Annotated in this window: 18 protein-coding genes; 13 read left to right on the plus strand and 5 right to left on the minus strand. The window is 47.8% G+C overall.

Annotated elements, in window-relative coordinates; genetic code table 11:
- The first annotated feature begins 487 nt into the window (after window positions 1-487).
- Window positions 488-1600 (plus strand): aminopeptidase, encoded by a 1113-nt coding sequence (locus tag C7R93_RS25910; protein ID WP_106841495.1) that lies wholly within the window; start codon window positions 488-490, stop codon window positions 1598-1600.
- 25 nt (window positions 1601-1625) lie between these two features.
- Here C7R93_RS25910 and C7R93_RS25915 read toward each other — a convergent pair whose 3' ends face one another.
- Together C7R93_RS25915 and C7R93_RS25920 are read right to left on the minus strand one after the other, a co-directional pair.
- On the minus strand, window positions 1626-2054 hold the full coding sequence (locus C7R93_RS25915) for a DMT family transporter (protein WP_069848378.1): 429 nt from the start codon (window positions 2052-2054) through the stop codon (window positions 1626-1628).
- Between the two features lie 23 nt (window positions 2055-2077).
- Window positions 2078-2776, minus strand: coding sequence for a cyclic nucleotide-binding domain-containing protein (locus C7R93_RS25920; RefSeq protein WP_106841496.1), 699 nt, complete (start codon window positions 2774-2776; stop codon window positions 2078-2080).
- Window positions 2777-2968: 192 nt separating this feature from the next.
- Here C7R93_RS25920 and C7R93_RS25925 point away from each other — a divergent pair, with 192 nt between their 5' ends.
- Window positions 2969-3853, plus strand: a complete 885-nt coding sequence (locus tag C7R93_RS25925; RefSeq protein ID WP_106841497.1) for an NAD(P)-dependent oxidoreductase — start codon at window positions 2969-2971, stop codon at window positions 3851-3853.
- A gap of 18 nt (window positions 3854-3871) precedes the next feature.
- Here C7R93_RS25925 and C7R93_RS25930 read toward each other — a convergent pair whose 3' ends face one another.
- Entirely contained in the window at window positions 3872-4966 is a 1095-nt protein-coding gene (locus C7R93_RS25930; protein WP_106841498.1) for an AI-2E family transporter, read from the minus strand.
- 202 nt (window positions 4967-5168) lie between these two features.
- On the opposite strand from C7R93_RS25930, the gene C7R93_RS25935 reads away from it, so the two are divergent.
- Entirely contained in the window at window positions 5169-8078 is a 2910-nt protein-coding gene (locus tag C7R93_RS25935) for a WG repeat-containing protein (protein ID WP_106841499.1), read from the plus strand.
- Between the two features lie 50 nt (window positions 8079-8128).
- Here C7R93_RS25935 and C7R93_RS25940 read toward each other — a convergent pair whose 3' ends face one another.
- On the minus strand, window positions 8129-8311 hold the full coding sequence (locus C7R93_RS25940) for a hypothetical protein (protein WP_007729666.1): 183 nt from the start codon (window positions 8309-8311) through the stop codon (window positions 8129-8131).
- Between the two features lie 37 nt (window positions 8312-8348).
- Between C7R93_RS25940 and C7R93_RS25945 the strand changes: the two genes are divergently transcribed.
- Both C7R93_RS25945 and C7R93_RS25950 read left to right on the plus strand, forming a co-directional pair.
- Complete coding sequence (locus tag C7R93_RS25945; RefSeq protein ID WP_106841500.1) at window positions 8349-8849, plus strand: GNAT family N-acetyltransferase; 501 nt, start codon at window positions 8349-8351, stop codon at window positions 8847-8849.
- A 57-nt stretch (window positions 8850-8906) separates the two neighbouring features.
- Window positions 8907-10526, plus strand: coding sequence for a peptide ABC transporter substrate-binding protein (locus C7R93_RS25950; RefSeq protein WP_106841501.1), 1620 nt, complete (start codon window positions 8907-8909; stop codon window positions 10524-10526).
- A 69-nt stretch (window positions 10527-10595) separates the two neighbouring features.
- Here C7R93_RS25950 and C7R93_RS25955 read toward each other — a convergent pair whose 3' ends face one another.
- Complete coding sequence (locus C7R93_RS25955) at window positions 10596-11114, minus strand: acyl-CoA thioesterase (protein ID WP_106841502.1); 519 nt, start codon at window positions 11112-11114, stop codon at window positions 10596-10598.
- 171 nt (window positions 11115-11285) lie between these two features.
- On the opposite strand from C7R93_RS25955, the gene C7R93_RS25960 reads away from it, so the two are divergent.
- The 8 genes from C7R93_RS25960 to cydC all read left to right on the plus strand — a co-directional run bounded on the left by C7R93_RS25960 (window position 11286) and on the right by cydC (window position 22828).
- A complete protein-coding gene (locus C7R93_RS25960) occupies window positions 11286-11495 on the plus strand; it encodes a hypothetical protein (RefSeq protein WP_106841503.1) in 210 nt (69 codons plus the stop codon).
- A gap of 374 nt (window positions 11496-11869) precedes the next feature.
- Window positions 11870-12814, plus strand: coding sequence for a GNAT family N-acetyltransferase (locus tag C7R93_RS25965; RefSeq protein WP_106841504.1), 945 nt, complete (start codon window positions 11870-11872; stop codon window positions 12812-12814).
- A 235-nt stretch (window positions 12815-13049) separates the two neighbouring features.
- On the plus strand, window positions 13050-14783 hold the full coding sequence (spoIIP, locus tag C7R93_RS25970; protein WP_106841505.1) for a stage II sporulation protein P: 1734 nt from the start codon (window positions 13050-13052) through the stop codon (window positions 14781-14783).
- Window positions 14784-14867: 84 nt separating this feature from the next.
- A complete protein-coding gene (locus C7R93_RS25975) occupies window positions 14868-15731 on the plus strand; it encodes a pentapeptide repeat-containing protein (RefSeq protein ID WP_106841506.1) in 864 nt (287 codons plus the stop codon).
- A gap of 1179 nt (window positions 15732-16910) precedes the next feature.
- The gene (locus tag C7R93_RS25990; RefSeq protein ID WP_106841507.1) at window positions 16911-18326 is read left to right on the plus strand and encodes a cytochrome ubiquinol oxidase subunit I; all 1416 of its coding nucleotides are present in this window, start codon (window positions 16911-16913) and stop codon (window positions 18324-18326) included.
- Entirely contained in the window at window positions 18316-19329 is a 1014-nt protein-coding gene (gene cydB / locus C7R93_RS25995) for a cytochrome d ubiquinol oxidase subunit II (RefSeq protein ID WP_106841508.1), read from the plus strand. Before C7R93_RS25990 ends, cydB begins: the two co-directional genes overlap by 11 nt.
- Entirely contained in the window at window positions 19329-21074 is a 1746-nt protein-coding gene (cydD, locus tag C7R93_RS26000) for a thiol reductant ABC exporter subunit CydD (RefSeq protein WP_106841509.1), read from the plus strand. The genes cydB and cydD overlap by 1 nt, the downstream gene beginning before the upstream one ends.
- The gene (cydC, locus tag C7R93_RS26005) at window positions 21071-22828 is read left to right on the plus strand and encodes a thiol reductant ABC exporter subunit CydC (protein ID WP_106841510.1); all 1758 of its coding nucleotides are present in this window, start codon (window positions 21071-21073) and stop codon (window positions 22826-22828) included. Before cydD ends, cydC begins: the two co-directional genes overlap by 4 nt.
- The last annotated feature ends 16 nt before the right edge of the window (window positions 22829-22844 follow it).

The raw sequence follows: 22844 nt of genomic DNA on the forward strand, positions 1-22844 counted from the left end.
TGCGCTCTTTTTTCTGTCTACCTAAAGGGGATCATAACTAAATGGCGGGAGCGCTTCAAACGTAGAAGTTTCGAGGAGGTAGTTCATAAGTGAAGCTTAAATTCCCCGCCATTTATTCCTACGCTAGGTCGGGCTCCAGAGGCGCTTGGACTGGAAATTCGCTTCTTCCTACGTAGCTTTTCGTTCATTCGTTGAAAGTGGTTCTAAGATGTTCTATTTCAACTGAATTGACTTTCACAAGCTTCCTTGCGTTAACTTGCATAACGTTTTAATAACACGAAGGAATCTACTGTTGTCCGGAAGCACTGTCACATGTTTGGAAGGAGACCGCCCGAACGAAGAGAGGATATAGGCGACTGGAAAACATGTGGCAGGGCTTCCCCCGACCACAACAGCGTGGAGATCACGTTTTTTCCGATGATAATCCTCTGACAAACGCACGTTATGCTGGAAGGGCAATGGAAATCTGGAAAGGATGCGTGCGAGGATGAGAGATGAAAGATTAGGAAAAATAGCAGACAACTTAATTTCGTACAGCCTGGATGTGCAAGCCAAACAGCATATTATGATCATGGTTGTGGATGAAGGAGAACCGCTGGCAATGGAATTGATGAAGCGGCTGTATGCGAAGGGAGCTTATCCCCACTTGCGCTTTGTCCGGCCAAAGGTCCAGCGGGAATGGTTGAAAGGGCTGACGGAAGAGCAGCTTGCCCAGACCGTTCAGTGGGAAAAGGACATGTGGTTTGGCATGCAAGGCTATATCGGAATTCATGGTGAGACGAATGACAGTGAGATGAAGGATGTTCCGCAGGAGAAGTACCGTCTGTACGCAGAAGCGTATGATTCCATTTTTCATCATGTCGACAATCAGATTACGGGACTGCGCATTAACTACCCGACCTCGGCCCTTGCTCAAAAGGCCAACATGACGACAGAAGCGTTTGAGGATTTTTATTTCAACGTATGTTCACTCGATTATCAGAAAATGGCCGAAGCGTGCCAGCCGTTGTACGACCTCATGGACAAAACGGATAAGGTGCGTATCGTCGGACCGGGGACAGACCTGACGTTTTCGATCAAAGGGATTGGGACGCGGACTGCCGTAGGCAAACGAAACATTCCCGATGGTGAAGTGTATACCTCTCCCGTGCGCGACTCGATTCACGGGACGATCAGCTACAATACGCCCAGCAACTTCAAAGGCACGACGTTTGAGAACATCCGGTTTACTTTTCGGGAAGGAAAGATTGTTGAGGCATACGCTAACCATACGGACAAGCTACTGGAAGTATTGGAAACGGACGAAGGTGCACGCTACATCGGTGAATTCGCCATTGCGTTTAATCCGTACATTTTGCACCCGATGGGCGATACTTTGTTTGATGAAAAAATCGCTGGCAGCTTCCATCTCACACCGGGCCGTGCCTATGATCAGGCGGATAATGGCAACCGCAGCGCGATTCACTGGGACCTGATCTGCATTCAGCGTCCGGAATACGGTGGCGGCGAAATCTGGTTTGACGATGTACTCATTCGAAAAGACGGAAGGTTTGTGCATGAGGCTCTGCTGGGGCTGAATCCGGAGCAATTGATTCTGTAGGGGAGGGCGAAAATGCCCTCCTTTTTTATTTGAATTTGAAAACGACTACGCCTGCGATCATGATGCCGATTCCGATGATCTTGTTCAAGGTGATCGGAACCTTTTGAACACCAAACAGGCCGAGAGAATCAATGAGGAGAGCGACGAGCAATTGTGAAATGAGCAGAACCGATACAGCATAGGCAGGGCCGATGGCCGTAATGCCTTTCATCACACTAAAGACGATGAGCGCCCCGAAAACGCCTCCTAGCAAATACACCTTGTTCACTTCCCCGATGCTTTTCCAATCGCCATCACGCACGTAGAGAAAGATCGCGAACGATACAAGAAAGCCTACGGCGTGAACAATCGCATTGGTTTGCCATAGTCCGAGCTTTGTACTGGCTTGCGCATTGAACACACTTTGCAGACAAATAAAAACGCCAGCGAGTAACGAAAAGAGAATGCCTTGCACAATATGACCTCCTATATGGTTGATTACTCATAGATGTTTCCGCTCGCAAGCTCACTGATTTTTTCTCGATCTTTGATAATCAGTGCGCTTTTTTTGCGTTCAATCACGGATGCTGCACAAAGATTGCGGATGACTCGGTTCAAATGTCGGTAGCTGGTACCCAACAGCTCGGCAACCTCCGTCAGCTTCGCCGTCTTTAGCTCCTCGGAAGAAGGCGACCCTGTATCAGTGGACAACGTGGAGAGCAAATAGCTGGCAAAGCGATTTTCAACGGGATACAGTAGGTTCAGGCTGGTGGAGTTCGATGATGTATGCAGCTTGTGACTGATTTTCTGAAGAATGAATTGCAAAAATGGCGGGTGGTTCTGATAGCGCTCCTGCAATAACTTGAAGGGGAGGCTGACCACGAGACTTCGATGGACAAACTCAACCGTATTGCGGACCTCGCATTGTGTGACATACTCTACGTCTCCGATGATCGCGAGTGGATTGTTAAAGCGCAGCAACAAAGATTTTCCGTTAGGGAGCGTCGTGAAAATTTTGATTTTTCCCTTCAGGATGAAGTACATGTAGTGAAGCTGATCGCCCTTCGAACAGAGGAGGTCACCCTTCTCAGCCTGATACAGGCGCATTTCATGGAGGGTAGCGTCATCAAAAATAGTGGGCAAGGGACTATTTTGCACCAGCGTATGCAAAAGTGTACGGTCGTGAAGTTCTTTCATCTATCAATCCTCCTGCTAGTTTGCTTGCAGGCTATACCTTCTATAAGTAAAAGGCATTTGCGTGCGAAAAAAAAGGACATATGTCCTTTTTCCCATTTAAACACAAAAGATGCGTAGCAGGAATATTCGGATAGATTCGAGAAGTACAATTGTTGATGTAACATGAAAGAGAGAAACGAAGGAGTGGTTCACATGACTTTGCCTGTAAGTGAAAGAATCATTGGATTTGTAGGAACGGGTGTCATGGGGAAAAGCATGGCCAACCATTTTCTACAAGCAGGATATACAGTGCTGGTGTACACGCGTACAAAGGAAAAAGCAGCAGATTTGCTGGCAGCAGGTGCTATCTGGAAGGAACAGGTCAGTGAGCTGGCAAAAGAGGCAAACGTCATCATCACAATGGTCGGCTACCCATCTGATGTCGAGGAAGTGTATCTCGGCGCGGACGGAATTGTGGCGAATGCGAAGCCGGGCACTTATTTGATCGATATGACGACATCGAAGCCGTCGCTGGCCAAACAAATTTATGAGGAAGCCAAAAAGCACGGGCTGCATTCCCTGGATGCCCCTGTCTCCGGTGGGGATGTGGGGGCACGGGAAGCGCGACTGACCATCATGGTTGGCGGCGATCAGGAAGTATTTGATGCGATGGAGCCTGTATTTACGATCATGGGGACAAACGTCGTCTTGCAGGGCGGACCAGGTGCAGGTCAGCATACCAAAATGTGCAACCAAATTTGTATTGCCACGAACATGATCGGTGTGTGTGAAGCGATCGCGTATGCGAAAAAAGCAGGTTTGGACCCGGAGAAAGTGCTGACGAGCATTGGAGCGGGTGCCGCAGGCAGCTGGTCGCTGTCGAATCTGGCGCCGCGCATGATCGCGGGCAATTTCGCACCTGGCTTTTACGTGAAACACTTTATCAAGGACATGGGAATCGCATTGGAAGCAGCAGAGGAAATGGGGCTGATGACACCAGGACTCGCGCTCTCCAAATCGCTCTATGAAGAACTGGCAGCAAACGGAGAGGCAGATAGCGGCACACAAGCCTTGATCAAATGGTTTGAAGACAAGTAAAGGAAAAAGGAGCCCTTTTCATGAGGGCTCCTTCTCTATGGTGTTCATTCGTTGCGTGTTGACTTGTACATCTCGTACATCTTTTGGAACGGATTTATTTTTGGACGGTGGTTGTTCCATTTTCTTCACTTCTAAGATGTCCAGCAAGAAAACAAAGGACGGAATCCCGACAATCAGTCCCCATACGCCAAAGAAATGCTCGGAAAAGATCAGAACAACAAACGTGTAGAAGATCGGCAAGTGAGTCTTCGTTGCCATCAAGCGAGGATTCAACACATAGGCCTCAAGCGCGTGAATCACCATGATGAAAATGAGCAAATAGACGACGGTTGCGATACCACCGACGCTAAAAGCGATGGCACTGAGCGGAATCAAGGAAATAGCAACACCTGCAACCGGAATGAGCCCCAGTATGAAGACCATGATCGCGAGTCCCAGCAGATTCGGAAAGCCCATGATCCATAGACCGATGACGGTGAAGGTGGTATTGAATAATGCGATTAACAGCTGTGTCTCGATTACTTTGCCAAAGGTCAGGATGAATTTTTGGCTGAAGTATGCGATTTCGTTGTACAGCCAGGATAATTTGCTCGTGCGAAATTGAGCGGTAAACGCAACGACATTGTCTTTGCCGAGCAGGAAAAACAGACTCAGAATAATCGCCAGAAAGACATTGAATCCAACGTTTCTGACCACCGCGAGAAAATCAAGACTGCCTTGAACGATGCCCTTCATATCTAGCTTCCCAACAATAGACATAAGATAGGGGGCAAACTCATTGTGCTGATTTTGGTGGTACACTTGCTCGATGACATGGAACAATTGTCCGGTTTGGTGAATAAGAGCCGGAATGGCTTTCATCCCACCTACAACGAGAAAGAACGTCAGTAAAATATAGAGGAAAATGAGAATCAGCTTGGGATGGATCGGCACGACTTTGTGTGTGAGACGCGTGAGGTATTGATGCAGCCGATTCATTAAATAGGTAACTAAAAAGGTAAGCAAAACCATGTTCAGCATACTTCCCAAGGAGTAAAGCAGCAAACAAAACAACGCCAAAATCCCAAATCGTCTGACATCCGGCTTTTGCAAGGCGGCAGCAAAGAAATTCATGGGAACATCCTTTCCAAGTGCTCTTTTACGCACTCCCATCCGTATACGATGATTATACTGCGTAGGTGTGAACAATTATAGCATGCTTAAAAGCGAGTGGAGGGAAAGAAAAGGTTCCAGTTGTTTGAAAAAGGCAGCGAAACTATTTCACCAGACGAAGCGTCAAAGGAAGGGAATGTTTTCCAAGGGAGGCTAGTCACCAATGAACATCAAAACGAAAACCATCAGTCTGGTTACCGCGGTCATACTCGGGGCAAGTGCGTGGACATCTTCTGTCCATGCTGCTACGTTTTCCCAGATTCAGCCGTATATAACAGACTACAAGATCGGTTTTACGGACGGAAGCAAGCTGGTCACACAGGCCATTTATGATGATTTCGAGCTATTTACCAAAGACATGATCGTAACAAAAGGCGGTAAAAAAGGAATTCTCGACGCGCGGACAGGGAAAGAAATAACTCCTGCGATTTGGGATTATATCGAGATTCCGGATTCCAAAAATATCGCCATTGCTCAAAAAGGCGGTTGGTTCCAATATATCGATTTGAAGACGCACAAGCTGTCGACCATGAAGTTTGCTGGGGCGCATCCGTATTATTTATCCAATGAGCAGGGGACTGCGATTATGCTCTTGGGAAAATCATCGATGGTACTCAATGCAGATGGAAAGGTGCTAATTCCGCCAGTTGCAGGCAAGCTGTCGATGGTTGAACTCGTTGCACCTGATCAGACGGAAAATAAAAAGGCGGAAAAAGTGCGTTATTTCGTCGCGACTACTCCCAAAGAGCTCATTATGTACGATCCTGCTTCCGGCAAAAAGCTGTTTTCGCTGGCAAAAGCAGAATTGATTCCAAACGAAGGCGGTCCAGACACCGCGTATCTCAAGGTGCGATCCGGTGGAAAAGAAGGATTGATTGACCGCAATGGCAAGTACGTACTCGAGCCCAAATACAACGCGATTTACATTTGGAATAATGGATACGTTCAGGTGATTGGGCCAAAAGGACAAGGGCTGTGGAAAGACGGACGGATGCTGGCAGAGCCCATTTACAAAGAAGTCGGGTTCGAGCATAACAATCTGGATGTTTATTACACGGTTTCTGGAGATGTCATCACGTATCATTCCAGGTCCAAAGGTGCGTCACATCCATTGAAGAAAGGTGCCGAGTTTTTGCATGGTAGCTATGTGCTGGGACAGGACCCGAAAACGAATCTGTACGGCGTCCTCCAAGTCGGGGGAGAGACGGTCATCCCCTTTGCTTATCCGCGGGCAGAAGGTCCGCCAGCTGCACGCTTGCTCGTCCGTAGCGACGGAAAAAAAACGATCCTCCCAGGCTGGGGAAAAGAAGTCAAGGAGCCAGATTTTTGGTTCGACTCGTATGTGACATTGGGGGGCTATAGCAGACTTAGCATCAAAGACGGAAACAAAATCGGGCTTTATTCTGAAGATGAAGGCTTGGTCCTGCCTCCTGTTGAGAATCGAATCATTCGCCACGAGGAAGTAACTGGTGATGTGCTGGTGACGGAGCCGGATGGAAAGGTGCTGCGATACAGCATCGGAGGGAAACAAATAGAAGCTGTCAATCCACCGTTGTCCGATGAGTTGACGACAGCGTATCAGCCGGGTAAAGGCGTTATGATCGTGGACCGCAAGACGAACCAACCAATCAGCAAGCTCTACCAATCTGTCTACATGGAATCCGATACCGAGCTTATCGTTGCAATGGATCACGATTGGGCGGATCTGTATACCCCAGAGGGCAAGCTGTTGACTACGGAGATCAAAGCCACGGTGTGGAAGTCAGGCAACGACGGACCGCCTCTCACCTTGATCAAAGTGGCAGACTCCTTATACACGATGGGAGAGAGAACGGGGGCTGTCGGAATGGCGATGATCAAGGTCGATGGCGGGCAGCTTCAGGTCATGAGTGATTTTGTGTATCGAGATGCAAATGATACGGTGGTACAAGATCAAAAGATCGCGGTGACAGCACGATTGGACGGCACACTGGATGTCTGGGGGCAAGAAGGGAACCAGCTCGCAAACAAGCTCACTGGCGTAAAAGGTTTTCATACGGAATCTTATTTTGATGGGGTATTGATTCAGTCCAGTGCAGGATGGGATGTATATTCACCGCAGTTGCTTCGCCTAAGCATGGGCGATTATCAGTCCATGAAGTATCTGCACTTACCGGATCTCAAGACGGGTGCCATTGCCTACCAGGACAAGAAGACGGGATTGTACGGCCTTATGTCGCTGGAAGGAAAGGTGGTGACAGCGGCCAAATATGAGGCGATTTTGCCAACGAACAAAGTATTCTTACAACTGTGGAGTAAGGCAGACGATCAGTCGCCTTATGTATTCACAACCAAAGACCAGTTCGGTTATCTCAGTCAAGGTGGGCAAGAGCTGTTCGTGACAAGATTCCTGACGAAAAAACCAGTGGTCTCCTATAGTCCAATCACATTCCAATCGTTTTCGGCCTACTCGGATATGATGCAACAACGCCCGCTTGAGCTGATCGATTTCGGCAAACCGTATAGCTGGCCAGCTGGTGGCAACAGCGAGAGCCAATTTTTTGCCAATCTGGCGCTTTATTTGAATCTGCCGAAGGATGCAGGCAAGCAAGCGGTACTTACTGAGCTGGTGTCCAAGGGAATTGTCGCGGCAGATGAGAACCGGTCTGTCATGAGTGATGAGGATATGTTTCGAGTGGCTTATTTCATGGCGACAGGCAAAACAAGTCAAGCGATGACGACGCCACAGGTAATGGAATGGGCAAAGAAGCGGGGAATTGTGCCAGTGCGAGAGGGTATGAGCTACTACATGACGATGAATTTGTACGCGGAGTATCAGCACATCCTTATGACAGAGCTCATGCGTTCCTTGAAAGGAAAGAAAGTGCTCAAGCCAAAGGTGTTAACAACGGCTTCACTCAGTGAAGCACAGCAGCAAATGCTCACAACAGCACTGATTGTTAACGGCAAGCCGGCCAATCAACTGCCAGTACCGCTCCCGCAAGCCGAGTGGCAGAAAGCCATTCAAGGCTTGGTCAACCAGTACAACAAGCAAGCGGCTTACTTGCTGGCGGCCTATGAAGCGAAGCTATGAGTGGATAAGCGTACAGGCGCGGGTGATCATCCTGCGCCTTTTTTGTGCTATTAAAAAAACGGCCAATATTTTACAATTAACACATAGAAGGCGGCGTGAACGCAAGCCGTGACCGCCAAGGAGACAATGAACGAGACAAACGAAATCTGATCGAGCTTGTAAGCGACCAGGAAAAATATCGTAAAGGCAATAAAGGCGATAAACGTACCTTCTTCTAAATAAGCGACAGCCATAATTAATCTACCTCGATTCAAGAAAGGATACTTTCAAATGATGATTGGTATCGAAAAATTAAGCATACATGATGCAGAGGGTTTGTTCCAATTTGAATCGCGCAATCGAGCCTTTTTCGAAAAATCGGTTCCCAGTCGGGGAGATGCTTACTACCAATATGATCATTTTTCACGTGGTCTGCAAGCCTTACTCGACGAGCAGGCTCAAGGAATCTCGTTTTTTGGCCTCATAAAAAACAGCCAAGGTGACATCTTGGGAAGAATAAATTTGGTAGACATCGAGAAAGAAGAAGGAGTCGGACATCTCGGCTATCGAGTCGGGGAGGATACAGCTGGTAAAGGCGTGGCTTCGCAAGCACTCAATCTCTTTTTAGCGGAGCACGTTCCTCAATTGGCAGTCAAAATCATCTGTGCCAAAACAACAACGGATAACATCTCCTCGCAAAAAGTGTTGTTGAAAAATGGATTCGAGCCCTATGACATGGAGTCGGAAACAAAGGATGACTTTCTTCACTATCGTCTGAACGTTGTAGAATAAGTGGTAATTTGGTATCGTGTGGAAAGTTTGTTAGAAAAACGAAAAAGGGGAATCGAGATGAAACGTCAAGGCAAAATGATTGCAAATATGCTAGTGGCAACAGGGATGCTGGCTTCATCCATAGGATATGCTTCGGCGAACGAAGTAAAAGCTCAAGAAGTGAGCACTACACTCACTCATAAGGTTTTGCGGTTGAACCTGATTGATCAGCCAGGTCAATTGGACCCCGCGATGGCTGAGGATGAAGCGATGTTTTCTGTGATGCACACGATGTTTGATGGGTTGGTCCGCTTAGGTCCGGATGGAAAAGTTCAGCCATCGATCGCCCAGAAAATAGACGTATCGGATGACATGAAAACATATACGTTCCATTTGCGTGAGGCGAAGTGGAGTAATGGTGATCCAGTCACTGCCCATGACTTTGAATATGCGTGGAAGCGTGCGCTAGACCCGAAAACCGATAGTACGTATTCCTATTTGCTCTATTCCATCAAAAACGCCGCGCAAGCCAACACAGGCGAGATGAAGCTGGACGAGGTAGGAGTAAAAGCCATCGATGCCAAGACATTGCGCGTAGAGTTGGAGCAGTCTACACCACATTTTACAGAGCTAACGGTCGCACCGATTTTTTATCCGGTGAACAAAAAGCTCGATGAGAAAAACCCAGGTTGGTTCAGAGAAGCTGCGACACATGTCGGGAACGGACCTTTCAAATTAGTTTCCACAGATAAAGAGAAAATCACGGTGGTCAAAAACGACCTGTACTGGGATAAAGCGGCTGTGAAGCTGGACAAGCTGGAATTTACCGTCATTCAAGATGAGAATACACAGATGTATATGTTCGATCATGACAAGTCTGACTGGGCAGGCGCTCCTTTTGGTTTTTTGCCAATCGAAGCGTTGCCAGCATTGGAGTACGAGGAAATATTGCAAACCAGACCAATAGCTGGTGTTTACTGGTACGGGTTCAACACCGAGCAGGCCCCGTTTACCAACGCAAAAATTCGCAAGGCGTTTGCTTACGCGATCAATCGTCAGGCAATCGATGATGCGCTGGAGAATGGTGTACAAATACCGGCTACAGGTGCCTTGCCCCCGATGATGACGCTGAAAAAGGAAGGCTACTTCAAGGACAATGATCAGGAAACGGCGAAAAAGCTGCTTGCTGAAGGCATGAAGGAATTAGGCATTACGAAGCTCCCGCCCATCACACTTTCCTTTAATATTTCTGAGAATCATCGTCTGGCAGCGGAAACCATTCAAAAGCAGTGGAAGCAAACACTCGGCGTAGACGTAACGCTCAATGAGCGAGAGTGGAAAGTGTACCTGGAAGAAAGGAACAACGGAGACTATCAGATCGTACGGATGGGCTGGATTAGTGATTTCAATTATGATCCTGTCGGCTTCCTGGAGCTGTTTAAGGACAGGGATGGGTTCAACAACAACACCGGATGGGAAAACAACAAGTACCAAGAACTCTTGAATCAATCCGCGACCGAAAAAGATCCTGAGAAGCGCAAGCAACTGTTGGCGCAAGCAGAAGCGATCCTCATGGAGGATATGCCTGTCGCTCCGATTTACTATATTGCTGATCAGTGGGTGCAAAATGAAAAGCTCAAAAATGTCGTGATTGATAGCATCGGTGTCGTCGATTACAAGTGGGCGTCCAAAGAGTAAGATAGAAACAGCAAAAAGTCCCCAGCCTGTAAAAGGTAAGGGGACTTTTTGGCGTTATACGGTGTCCAATCACGGTTCCCACGGGCGTCTCGTTCCGAGCATATCCGCGAGATGCTTATTGTCTTTGCGACGAACTTTCCGTTTCTCCGCTCGCTTTTCAGCACCATCATGCAAGAATTTTTCCTCTTCTGTTTCTGGAACGACCTTGGGCACGGGGGTAGGCCGCCCATCCTCGCCAATCGCGACAAACGTGAGAAAGGAAGTGGCACAGACGGTTCGAATGCCCGTTAGCAAATCCTCCGCGACAATTTTGACAAAGACCTCCATCGATGTGTTATGCGTCCAGGTGACGAAGGCTTCGAGCGCAACCTCATTGTCCACTCGGATTGGCTGCAAAAAGTCGACGGAATCAGTAGAAGCGGTAACGACTGGTCCCCGTGCATGTTTCATGGCAGAGATCGCAGCAACATCGTCGATATGCGCCATCAGCCTGCCGCCGAACAGCGTATCGTGATTGTTCGTATCCGGGGGTAGCACATGGCTTGCTTTGAACGTGCGCGACTCTCGAACAAAACGTTGAATCGTCATAAAGGTAGCTCCCTTCTTTCTTGCAATCGGATTATGAATGATGACAATCTTCTCTCCTTTTCATTGTTCCACAAAAAAATCGATCTAATCCTGTGCAGAGGACTAAGGCTGCGAATTTTATCAAAGGCTATGGACGGAATGCATGCGGTATGCCTGAGGAGGTTTTTCGGTTTGGGGGACTATGTGCAGTATTTCAATAATCTTATCGCTACGATCAATGACATTCCGAACAAGCTGATGAGCGTTCTATCTATTATTCATGCACCTATTCAGCATTTGACGAATGTATTGATCGTCACAAACATCCTGTTGGGTCTACTCGTTGTGACTTCCATCGCCAATGTGTATATGCTTTGGAGAAACGGCAAAAAGGGACGCTGACGATGTTGCTACGAATGTCTTTTGCAGCTATACTAGGGGAGTTGGATAATAATGTAACGGTAGCTGCTACGACCGTCTCTATATCGAAATTGTATGCACAGAAAACAGCGGAAAGGAGGGTATCCACATGAAAAAAAGATCATTACTGTCTTTGCCAAAAGGAATTGGATACTCCACCGCTGTTTTCTTTGATCTGGCTAAATCACGGGAGAAGTATGTCCAAAAACGGATATAGCGACCATCCTTTGATGTAGTGGGATTCATCAGGATACAGTGGAAAAACGCCACAGGTCGCATTCCTGTGGTTTTCTTTTTAGGGCACCGCAGGATTTCCTGTGGTGTTTTTTTCATTTCAAAAAAGGGAGATGGATTGTATGCAAGGAAACGGAGAGAACATTTACGTAAGACTGGTACAGGAATCGGATGCACAGAGCCTCTTGGCGCTTGAAGTGAGAAACAGACACTTCTTTCAAAGCTTCACAGGGACCAGAGAAGATTCGTTTTACACACTGGAAGGACAAATCGACAGAATCAAAAGTGTAATGGCATTAAAAGAAGAAGACAGAGGGTACGTCTTTGTCATTACGAAAAAAGGACAGGATCAAATCATTGGGGAAGTCATTCTTTCCGAGGTCGTAAGAGACAATCTGCAAAGCTGCTGGATCGGCTACTTCCTCGATCAAGAGCATAATGGAAAAGGTTATATGACCGAAGCTGTAAAGCTCGTCGTTGCCTATGCATTCGAAACATTAGGTCTTCACCGCTTAGAAGCAGGGGTGATGCCGCATAATATAGGCTCGATCAAAGTCCTGTTGAAAGCTGGTTTTCACAAGGAAGGCATTGCCAAGAAAAACGTGAAAATTAATGGTCGGTGGGAAGATCATCAAACACTGGCGATCGTGAAAGAAGAACAAACCGACCAGATGAATCCCAAGGTCCAGCGTAAAAATCCGAGTACAGTTGCTCCTCCTATGGGACCCTATACACATTTGACAGTCGTTCCAAAAGGGGCCGATTTGCTCGTACTTTCTGGGCAAGTAGGAATGGACATTCATGGAGAGTTGCCGACAGATATGAAAGAGCAAGTAGAAAACACGCTACAGAACATCCTGCGCAATTTTGCAAGTGAGTCAGTTACTGCCGACCATATCATCAAAATCAATATATGGGCAACGGAGCAAATGGATTGGAAGTATTTTAATCAGGTGTGGGAGAAGTTTCACGGAGGGACACCGCCAGCGATGACAATGTCTTACGTCCCAGCATTGGCAGTCCCTTCGCTCAAAGTGGAGATAGAAGCTTGGGCAGCAAAATGGTAAGAAGAAAATAGAGTAGAAAAGTAAAAGGGTGAAGCTTGTCGCTTCATCCTTTTTTCTGTAACTTTTTTCTATTAAAAACGTCAATATTTTTCAGGAGATAGATTGATCGTGAAGCTATTGTTGTTTTGACAGCAAAAGATGTCAAAACATGAAGGAATATGCGGACGAATCGAGAAGTTCTTTCTATTAGTTGGATTTTCCAAAAATACGAAATAAACAGAGGGGAACGAGGAACTTGCTTTTACGAGTAAATGTCAGCTTGCTAGCTGTTTTCTTCCTGATTTTGCTGATGCCTCTGTCCATTGCGCGAGCGGCCACCCATGTAGACGTGGCGGTCGATCAGTTAAATATTCGAAGCGAGCCAGGTACGACTACCCAGATCGTCGCAACACTCAAAAAAGCCACGCGGTTGCCAATCACCAAGCAGCAAAATGATTGGACTCAGGTAAAGCTGCCGAACGGCAATACCGGATGGGTCAATAATAAGTATGTGAAGATGATAGAAGTCCCGCAGATTAAATATGTCAAAAGCAATGTGGACATGCTGAATGTTCGGGCAGAACCAAATGCCACTTCACAAATTTTGCAGATCATCGACAAAAACGGTGTGTTTTTGCAAACGAGAAAGCAAGGGGAATGGGCACAAATTAAGCTGTCCGATCAAAAGAACGGCTGGGTGAAAGCCAGTTTCTTAACGGAGACATCTGCACCAGCACCAAAACCACCCCAGGTACCAGCACAAATCCCAGACCCGCCATCAATTCCAGCACCGCCCCCTCCTGTACTCCCATCCAATACAGGGAGTGAATTCGGGCAAGGGACAATCGTATTAACCGAAGGCTATGAAGTTTATGCACAGCCAGATATTCTTGGTACCGTCATTGGTCAAATCCATGGCGGGATGACAATCAATCATTACGGATATGCAAATGGTTGGTACACCATTAACTTTAACGGGACCTATGCCTATATCTTCAAACCAATGGAACAGACTGGGACAGCTCCGCCACCGCCGAGTTCAACACCGGGGGCACCAGCGACTTTGCCAACAACAACGCCTCCCTCTGTTCAAGAGCTACAAATTCGCGTCAAAAATCCTGATTCTAACATTCGCAACGGTCCCTCAACCGATCATGCAATCATCGGAACCGTTCAGCCCGGACAAGTCTTCCCGGTTGTGCAAACAGTAGGAGACTGGTACATCATCAGGCTGGCAGACAATTCGACTGCCTATATCGCAGGGTGGATCGTAGAGAAGATTCAACCAGCTGGTACTCTGCCACCGACAGGAGCTAATTACGAGTACAACAGTGGGATGATTGGAAACGAAAAAGTGTATATCTATCACACCCATAACCGTGAGTCTTGGCGAAATGTTGCACGGAACCAACAAGGGGGCTCCGTAGATGATCCTGAGATCAACATCACGCTTGTGGGGAAAAGGCTTGGCGAGCTGTTGCAAGTAAGAGGCATTTCAGCTATGGCGAGTCAGGACGATTTCGCGCAAAGATTGAGGGAACAGAATAAAAGCTACTCGATGTCTTATTCCGAGTCGTACAAAGCGGTAGCGGCAGCGGCTGCAACTAGTCCGCACTTACAGTACATTTTCGATATTCATCGGGACAGTGATGAGCCACGCAGCAAGGTAGCGATCACGATCAATGGCAAAACGTATTCCCGCATGCTGTTTGTAATCGGAACGGCGAATCCGAACCATCTGGCGAACAAAAAGCTGGCGGAAGAGCTGCACGCCCGTCTGGAAGCCTCTTATCCTGGTTTGTCGCGGGGGATTATCCTGAAAGGTTCCAATCAAGGGAACGGCGTGTATAATCAGTCCATTTCCGAGGGAGCCTTGCTTTTGGAATTCGGTGGTACGAACAACACCTTGGAAGAAGGCTATCATACAGCAGAAGCCTTTGCCGAAGTTTTCGGGAATTACCTGATCGAATCTCAAATCGCATTCAAATAAACGGTCAATACCGCTTATTTAAAAGTAGCACGATTCTTTTCGCCACGCGCGAGAGAATCGTGTTTTTTTCCAGGAGGATCATTTATGGCTACGCATCAAGAATACATACAATCTACTGACGATAAAAGTCGCGGTCATCTTCAAGGTGACTGTGAAAGCTGCTTTGGCTTGTGCTGTGTGGCATTGCCTTTTGCGGCTTCCTCAGACTTTGCCATCAATAAAGACGCAGGCAAGCCCTGTAGTAACTTACAGGCAGACTTCCGGTGTGGTGTTCACACAAAGCTGAGGAAGATCGGCTTTCGCGGTTGTACTGTCTACGATTGTTTTGGAGCTGGTCAAAAGGTGTCTCAAGTCACTTATGGCGGCCAAGATTGGCGTACAGTACCCGGATCGGCGAAGCAAATGTATGAAGTATTTCCGATCATGTGGCAGCTTCATGAGCTGCTTTGGTATATAACGGAGGCGTTGACCAAGCAAGCTGCCCAGTCCCTTCATTCTGAATTAAAGGAAGCGCTGGAGGAGACACAGCGCCTGACTGATCACAGTCCTGAGGACATCATGAAGCTGGACGTAGCTCTTCATCGAGCCAAAGTAAACGAACTATTGTTGCAGACAAGTGAATGGGTACGTAAGGAAGCGATTGCTAAGTACAAAGGGGGCAAGGAAGGTAAAACCTATGGCCGAGGAGCGGATCTCATCGGTGCCAAGCTCAAAGGCGCTGATTTACGAGGAGCCAATTTGCGCGGAGCTTATTTGATTGCTGCTGATCTAAGAGGAGCAGATTTGCGGGGAGCTGACCTCATTGGTGCAGATTTTCGCGATACAGATGTGAGCGGAGCGAACTTGACGGAGACGCTGTTTCTTACGCAAGTTCAGCTCAACGGGGCAAAGGGCGATGCAAGCACCAAGCTGCCTCCTTCGTTCATACGTCCACCGCACTGGGCGTAATAAATGACGCAAGAGCAGGTTGTCATTCGCTGACAGCCTGCTTTTTTTGCAAGTGAATGGACTCAGAATTGTCCAAAAAACTGAACCGTCGATTTTATGAGCCAAATAATAATGACGATGGACACATACTCAAAAATCATGTTTCGCCAAGGGAGTCTTTCTGTTGAAAAGAAGTATCTACAAAGCATGAAAAAAAACATCGCGCTTGCAATTTCCATGAACTCAGACATGCGATTCCCTCCAAGACCAGACGCATTTTTTACGAATGCGGATTTGAATGTAACCCAATTATTTCAATTGTTTCGACTACCGCTACTCTTCTCGGACCTTCCATAAAATAACCGATCACACCAAGCTCCATTCTTTTTGTGTGGACCTCTTTACGCATATGGGGGAATAGAATCCACATGCGTGCAGTTCCTTAAAAGGCAAAGTTGCCTGTTATGCTCGTGTCATCTCCATCGTAAGCAAAATCACTTCGATAACCTTGAAACGGTGTCGACTTTCTCCCGCCCTGATTTTCAGAGTAAAATCGATACTTTACTCGAAAATCAGGGGGGTGGCTCCTTATTTCTTCATAGGGAATCCACATGTCAATTCCTCCGCTTATTAAAAATGTGTGTTAATACAATTCTACTATTTCCGTATTAACTATCGTGAGGCCCACAAACTAGACAAATTGCACAATTTGTTCATGATAGCAAGAAGGTAGGGGAAGTAGTTGGAGATTACCCAAGTGAACACAGGCATCTGCCAAAACGAAGAAAACGCTAGACACGCAGAAAGCATGTCGACCGAGGAAGAAGCTGTTCCAATCAAGTTAGGCCCAGTAAAAGGGCCCATTTTTTGCGAAATAAGTGAAGAAGCATAAGTCTAGACCAAATGAAAGGGGAAATCCTAAACAGTCACAGAGTGTTAAAAATCATGTAACGAATCGGACACCCTCTAGGGTCAAAAGTCCTGCTACAATGATACATGACCGGAAAGATACAGGGTAAAACAAAAAACTCTCTCACGAAGATGAATGCGAAAAGGGGGTTACACGAGAGAGAATCAATTGTGAATTTTTTCACATATATTTGTGATTTTTTTCACAAAGTCGTAATAAATGCTGGTTACCCCACTGGTATGCTTCCGGTACATAAAAGGCCAAAACGCGAATAGAAAGGGATCTTGTACATGGATATAGTGGATTTGGGACGACTTCAATTTGCGATAACAACCATCTTTCATTTTGTTTTTGTGCCGATTTCCATCGGGCTGTCATTGTTAGTAGCCATTATGGAAACGATGTATGTAGTAAAAAAGAATGACTTGTACAAAAAAATGGCCAAGTTTTGGGGAACCTTTTTACTCATAAATTTTGCTGTCGGGATCGTGACAGGGATTATGCAGGAGTTCCAATTTGGGATGAACTGGTCTGATTTCTCACGATTCGTCGGCGACGTATTTGGAACACCGCTAGCGATTGAGGCCCTCTTAGCATTCTTCCTCGAATCGACTTTTATTGGATTATGGGTGTTCGGTTGGGATCGATTGTCCAAAGGTGTGCATCTCGCATGTATATGGCTCGTATCGATCGGAACGATTCTTTCGGCCCTTTGGATTTTGGCAGCCAACTCGTTTATGCAGCAGCCAGTCGGCTTTGCTATTAATAACGGACGTGCAGAGATGGTCGATTTCTTCGCCCTCCTTACCAACGGACAATTACTATATGAATTCCCGCATACCGTATTTGCGGCATTCGCGACAGGTGCCTTCCTGGTAGCAGGTATCAGTGCTTGGAAGCTATTGAAAAAACAAGACGTTACATTCTTTGTGCAATCGTTCAAAATCGCGATCGTGGTAGCATTGATTTCCTCGCTTGCGATTGCTCAATTCGGTCACGGTCAGGCACAGTATTTGGTTGCTACCCAACCGATGAAAATGGCAGCGAGTGAAGGGCTATGGGAAACAAGCTCGGACCCAGCTCCTTGGACGGTTTTTGCAACGATTGATCCAGAAAAACAAGAAAACGGTTTTGAAATAAAAATTCCTTACTTGCTTAGCGTCCTGACGTATAACTCACTGTCAGGTTCTGTACCGGGCATGTTGGAATTGCAGGCAGAGTATGAGAAAACCTACGGTCCAGGAAACTACATTCCACCAGTTCGGACGACTTTCTGGAGCTTCCGTATCATGGTGGCGGGCGGAAGTGCAATGATTTTGCTGGCTTTGTACGGGGCATATCTGACTTTCCGCAAAAAGCTGGAACAGCCAAACAAGCGGTTCATGCAGCTGATGGTTGCGGGTATCTCCTTACCATTCATCGCAAACTCGGCAGGGTGGATCATGACAGAGGTAGGTCGTCAGCCGTGGACGGTATTCGGGCTACTGCGTGTTGAAGATTCGGTTTCACCAAGCATTAGCACAGGAGAGGTATGGTTCTCTCTTATCGCCTTTACGACTATTTATCTAATCCTGCTCTGCCTCTTGGCTTATCTGTTTGCTCGTGTGGCCAAAAAAGGACCGGATATGGATAGTCATGAGGAAGTAGAGGATTTACAGGTTCAGGATCCATTTGATCGTGTAAGGAGTGAACGTTATGGAGCTTAATGAACTGTGGTTCCTACTCATTGCCGTTCTGTTTACCGGATTTTTCTTTCTCGAAGGCTTCGACTTTGGTGTCGGTATGGCTACGCGCCTGCTATCACGAAATGATTTACAAACCCGGGTTCTGATTAATACGATTGGACCGTTCTGGGATGCCAATGAAGTTTGGCTGATTACAGCCGCTGGTGCGATGTTTGCAGCGTTTCCAGAGTGGTATTCCACGATGTTTAGCGGGTATTATCTCGTGCTTACGCTAATTCTGCTTGCGTTGATTGGACGCGGGGTTGCATTTGAATTTAGAGGTAAGGGGAGGGGCGAGGCTTGGAAAAAGACGTGGGACGTAGCGATACTGATTGGAAGCTTTGTACCGCCGATGTTGTTCGGAATGATCTTTGCCAGCCTGGTGAAAGGTGTACCGATTGATCAAAATATGGAAATGACTGCAGGCTTCTCTGACATTGTGAATGGGTACTCGGTGTGGGCAGGTCTGACAGTAACGGGTCTATGTTTGCTGCACGGTCTCAACTTCATCTCACTGCGCACAGTAGGCGAGCTGCGTGAAAAATCACGTGTACTGGCAGCGAAGCTGTTGCCGATGCAAGCGGTTCTCATGGCGGTGCTTGTAGGGTGGACATTCATGGTAACCGATCTGTTTGAGCGTCAGGGATTTCTGCTGACAGCAGCCGTACTCTTAGGTGTGATCGCTTTTGTACTGGCTCGTCACTTCTTGAGACAAGGCAGGGAAGGATGGGCTTTCGGGATGACAGGTGCGATGATCTTGTTGACGTTCGTCTCGATGTTCATCGGTTTGTTCCCACGGGTGATGGTCAGCACGATTGATAGCGCGTTTGATTTGACCCTCTATAATGCAGCTTCGAGTCCATACACGTTAAAAGCAATGACCATTGTTGCAGCAGTGCTTTTACCGTTTGTGCTAGCCTATCAGGCTTGGAGCTACTTCGTTTTCCACAAACGAGTCACTGAAAAGGATCATTTGGAGTACTAATGGACAAGGAATTGTTCCGCTTACAGGGAATCCGACCGGTTATGCTGCTGCTAGCCGGCCTTTCCCTCCTGCAAAGTGCGGCAATTATCGGTCAGGCACTGCTTTTGGCGAAATCGATCGCGATATTGTTTGAAGGTCAAGCGGTCCAGATGGCGTACCAGCCGCTTGCACTGTTTTTGGTCATGATAGCCGCTCGACATACCATCGTTTGGCTGCAAAAGAAAGTCGCTGGCCGTTTTGCTGAAGCTTCCAGTGAGTCTTTACAGCAACGAGTTTTATCCCGATTGTTCGAGCGTGGTCCACGTTTTGCCGCCAGTGAAGGAAGCGGAAAGCTTGTTACGCTTGTCCTGGAAGGTGTCGATCGTGTACGTACCTACCTGGAGTTGTCTGTTCCGCGCACGCTGGATATGGTTTTTGTTACGTTTCCGCTTCTGGCATTTGTCTACATGCAAGATGTTATTTCTGGACTGATCCTGACGGTAACGCTGCCTGTTCTCATCGGATTTTTTATCGTACTCGGTCTGGCGGCGCGTAAACAAGCAGACAAACAATGGCGTTCGTATCGAATGCTATCCCATCAATTCACCGATTCGCTTCGCGGGCTGGAAACGCTCCGGTTTTTGGGACGCAGCAAAGACCATGGGGAGACAGTCGGAAGAGTGAGCGATCAATATCGATCCGCGACGATGCGTACGTTGCGTGTCGCCTTCTTGTCATCTTTGGCACTCGACTTTTTCAGCATGCTGTCGGTTGCGTTTGTGGCAGTCGGTCTTGGGCTGCGGCTGATTGAAGGGAACTTTGGATTTGAAACGGCATTGGTCATCCTGATTCTTGCGCCGGAATACTTTTTGCCTGTGCGGATGCTGGGATCGGACTATCACGCCTCATTGGATGGCAAGGAAGCATTGGGGACTATTCGTACCATTATCGATAGTGGCGCTCCGGATGAACACAGGGAGGAAACACATGCAACGAATAGCCGAACATCTCTGACAGGTGTATTGGATGGATCGATTACCTTGTCCCATATTCGTGTCGTCGGTGAGGATGGAAGACAGCTACTGGGTGAGGTATCTGCGGAATTGGACAGCAACATGAAAAAAGTAGGCATTGTTGGGGCGAGCGGAGCTGGTAAATCAACTCTTCTCGGAGTGCTAGGCGGCTTTTCTGATCCTGAAGCTGGTGTGGTACAAGTAGATGGGCAACCCATCATAGGGGATGCGAAAAAGGAGTGGCAGCGGCAAATCGCTTACATTCCACAGCACCCGTATTTATTCAGTCAATCGTTGGCAGATAACATTCGCTTCTATGAGCCGGAAGCGACGCAGGAACAGGTGGAGCAGGTGATTCGTGACGTCGGTCTGGGAGAGCTGGTAGACAGCTTGCCAAATGGCTGTGACGAGATCATTGGCGAAGGGGGCAGAACGCTAAGCGGCGGACAGGCACAGCGGGTTGCATTGGGACGTGCGCTGCTTGGCAACCGACCAGTGATTTTGCTCGACGAGCCGACTGCTCACTTAGATATTGAAACGGAATGGAAGCTAAAACAAACCATGCTCTCAGTGTTGGGGGACAGACGCGTATTTTTGGCCACACATCGCCTGCATTGGATGCGAGACATGGATTGGATTTGGGTAATTGATCAGGGACGACTGGTAGAGGCGGACACCTATGAACAGCTCGTTGCACAGAAAGGCGTATTTTATCGGTTGTTGACAGCTGGTGTCAAGGGGGAGAAAGGATGAAGGAAGCGCGAGAAGGCAATCAGGGGTGGTTTCTTCCATACTTTCGCCAGTTTTTCTGGCAGTTTGCCGCAGCGGCCTTGCTGGGAACCTTGGCAGTGGCATGTGCGGGCGCTTTGCTATATACGTCCGGATATCTGATCTCCCGTTCCGCACTCAAGCCTGAAAACGTCTTAATGGTCTATGTTCCTATCGTACTTGTCCGGGCTTTTGGCTTTAGCAAAGCAGTCATTCAGTACCTGGAGCGTTTGGTTGGACACGATGCAGCTTTGCGTGTGTTGTCAGGTATGCGTGTGCGTTTGTACAAGGCCATCGAACCGCAAGCGCAGCTCCTGGGCACTCGTTTTCGTACGGGAGATCTACTTGGTGTACTGGCGGATGATATCGAACAACTACAGAACGTCTATCTGCGCTTTGTGCTGCCAGTCGTCTCGGCGGTACTCCTTTACGCGGCAGGTATTGTGGCACTGGGAAGAATGGACGGGATGTTCGCGTTATTGATGGCGTTGTACTGTGGTTTTCTGCTGTTTGTTGCTCCGGCAGTAGTCTTGTGGGCATCCATTGCCAAGAGTCGTCGGTTCAAACAAGAGAGACAGGCAGCGTACCGAGAGCTGACTGATGCTGTTTTTGGCATGAGTGACTGGATTCTCAGTGGTCGTACGCAGCAGTTTCTCCAGTTGTTTACAAGACGACAAAAGGCCACTGCCCAGATCGAAAACTCCATTCGACGCGGAGAATGGCGAGTACAGTGGATGTCCCAGTGTGCAATCGGGGGAGCCATTGTCTTACTGGTCATCTGGGCAGGCGGACTTGCCACTGCGAATCAGATTCCTGTTACGCTGATTGCTGCGATTGGGCTGGTCGCATTTCCGTTGATGGATGCATTTGCTCGGATTTCTGACGCTGTTGTGCGTATGCCAGAATACAGGGAGTCTCTGGGGCGGCTTCGGGAGATCGAGGGCAGTCGTCCATCCATTGTGGAAGCGCAGATGGAAAAGGTGGCAGATCAAGCTGGAGGCAGTTTGAAGCTGGATCATGTTCATTTTCGCTACTCACAAGCCAGCAATTGGAGTGTGCAGGACGTGTCTTTTGAGGTACCTCAAGGGGGGAAAATCGCGTTGCTCGGTCGCAGTGGAGCTGGTAAATCCACGATACTGAACTTGATTCGAGGAGCCATACAGCCTAATGCAGGCCAGGTGACTGTAAATGGGCAGCCTGTCCAATCAGAGGAAGCTTCTGCTTGTTTGTTTTCCGTTTTGAATCAGCAGCCGTATTTGTTTGACACAACCGTAGCCAATAACATCAGGCTCGGTCGATCCGATGCGTCCGATGAAGAAGTTCGTGCTGTCACAGCTCAAGTCGGTCTGGATCAGTTGATTGAATCTTTACCAGACGGTTATCAAACACGGATGCAGGAAACTGGTCTGCGCTTCTCTGGCGGAGAAAGGCAGCGTATAGCCCTTGCCCGGATTTTGCTGCAAGACAAGCCGATTGTTCTCCTTGACGAGCCGACGGTGGGATTAGATCCGTTGACTGAGCGCGACCTGATGGAAACGATCTTTCGTGTCTTGTACGGGAAAACATTGATCTGGGTGACTCACCACTTGAGCGGTGTAGAGCAAATGGACGAGGTTATTTTTATGGAGCAGGGAGTCATCTCGATGCGGGGGACACATGAGCAGTTGTATCAGGACAATCCAAGATATCGCAACTTGTATACATTGGACTGTCCGTTGGCGTCAGATTTAGAAAAATAAGAAGAGGAAAAAGGCT

Origin of the sequence: Brevibacillus fortis (assembly GCF_003013395.1) — a bacterium.
Lineage (GTDB): Bacteria > Bacillota > Bacilli > Brevibacillales > Brevibacillaceae > Brevibacillus > Brevibacillus fortis.

Bases quoted from the DNA above. Each gene is read 5' to 3' on its own strand.
- C7R93_RS25965 (WP_106841504.1), top strand. From the start codon at position 11,870: ATGCAAGGAAACGGAGAGAACATTTACGTAAGACTGGTACAGGAATCG.
- cydB (WP_106841508.1), top strand. From the start codon at position 18,316: ATGGAGCTTAATGAACTGTGGTTCCTACTCATTGCCGTTCTGTTTACC.
- C7R93_RS25930 (WP_106841498.1), bottom strand. From the start codon at position 4,966: ATGAATTTCTTTGCTGCCGCCTTGCAAAAGCCGGATGTCAGACGATTT.
- cydC (WP_106841510.1), top strand. From the start codon at position 21,071: ATGAAGGAAGCGCGAGAAGGCAATCAGGGGTGGTTTCTTCCATACTTT.
- C7R93_RS25910 (WP_106841495.1), top strand. From the start codon at position 488: ATGAGAGATGAAAGATTAGGAAAAATAGCAGACAACTTAATTTCGTAC.
- C7R93_RS25955 (WP_106841502.1), bottom strand. From the start codon at position 11,114: ATGACGATTCAACGTTTTGTTCGAGAGTCGCGCACGTTCAAAGCAAGC.
- C7R93_RS25925 (WP_106841497.1), top strand. From the start codon at position 2,969: ATGACTTTGCCTGTAAGTGAAAGAATCATTGGATTTGTAGGAACGGGT.
- C7R93_RS25920 (WP_106841496.1), bottom strand. From the start codon at position 2,776: ATGAAAGAACTTCACGACCGTACACTTTTGCATACGCTGGTGCAAAAT.
- C7R93_RS25990 (WP_106841507.1), top strand. From the start codon at position 16,911: ATGGATATAGTGGATTTGGGACGACTTCAATTTGCGATAACAACCATC.
- C7R93_RS25935 (WP_106841499.1), top strand. From the start codon at position 5,169: ATGAACATCAAAACGAAAACCATCAGTCTGGTTACCGCGGTCATACTC.
- C7R93_RS25950 (WP_106841501.1), top strand. From the start codon at position 8,907: ATGAAACGTCAAGGCAAAATGATTGCAAATATGCTAGTGGCAACAGGG.
- C7R93_RS25945 (WP_106841500.1), top strand. From the start codon at position 8,349: ATGATGATTGGTATCGAAAAATTAAGCATACATGATGCAGAGGGTTTG.
- C7R93_RS25975 (WP_106841506.1), top strand. From the start codon at position 14,868: ATGGCTACGCATCAAGAATACATACAATCTACTGACGATAAAAGTCGC.
- C7R93_RS25940 (WP_007729666.1), bottom strand. From the start codon at position 8,311: ATGGCTGTCGCTTATTTAGAAGAAGGTACGTTTATCGCCTTTATTGCC.
- cydD (WP_106841509.1), top strand. From the start codon at position 19,329: ATGGACAAGGAATTGTTCCGCTTACAGGGAATCCGACCGGTTATGCTG.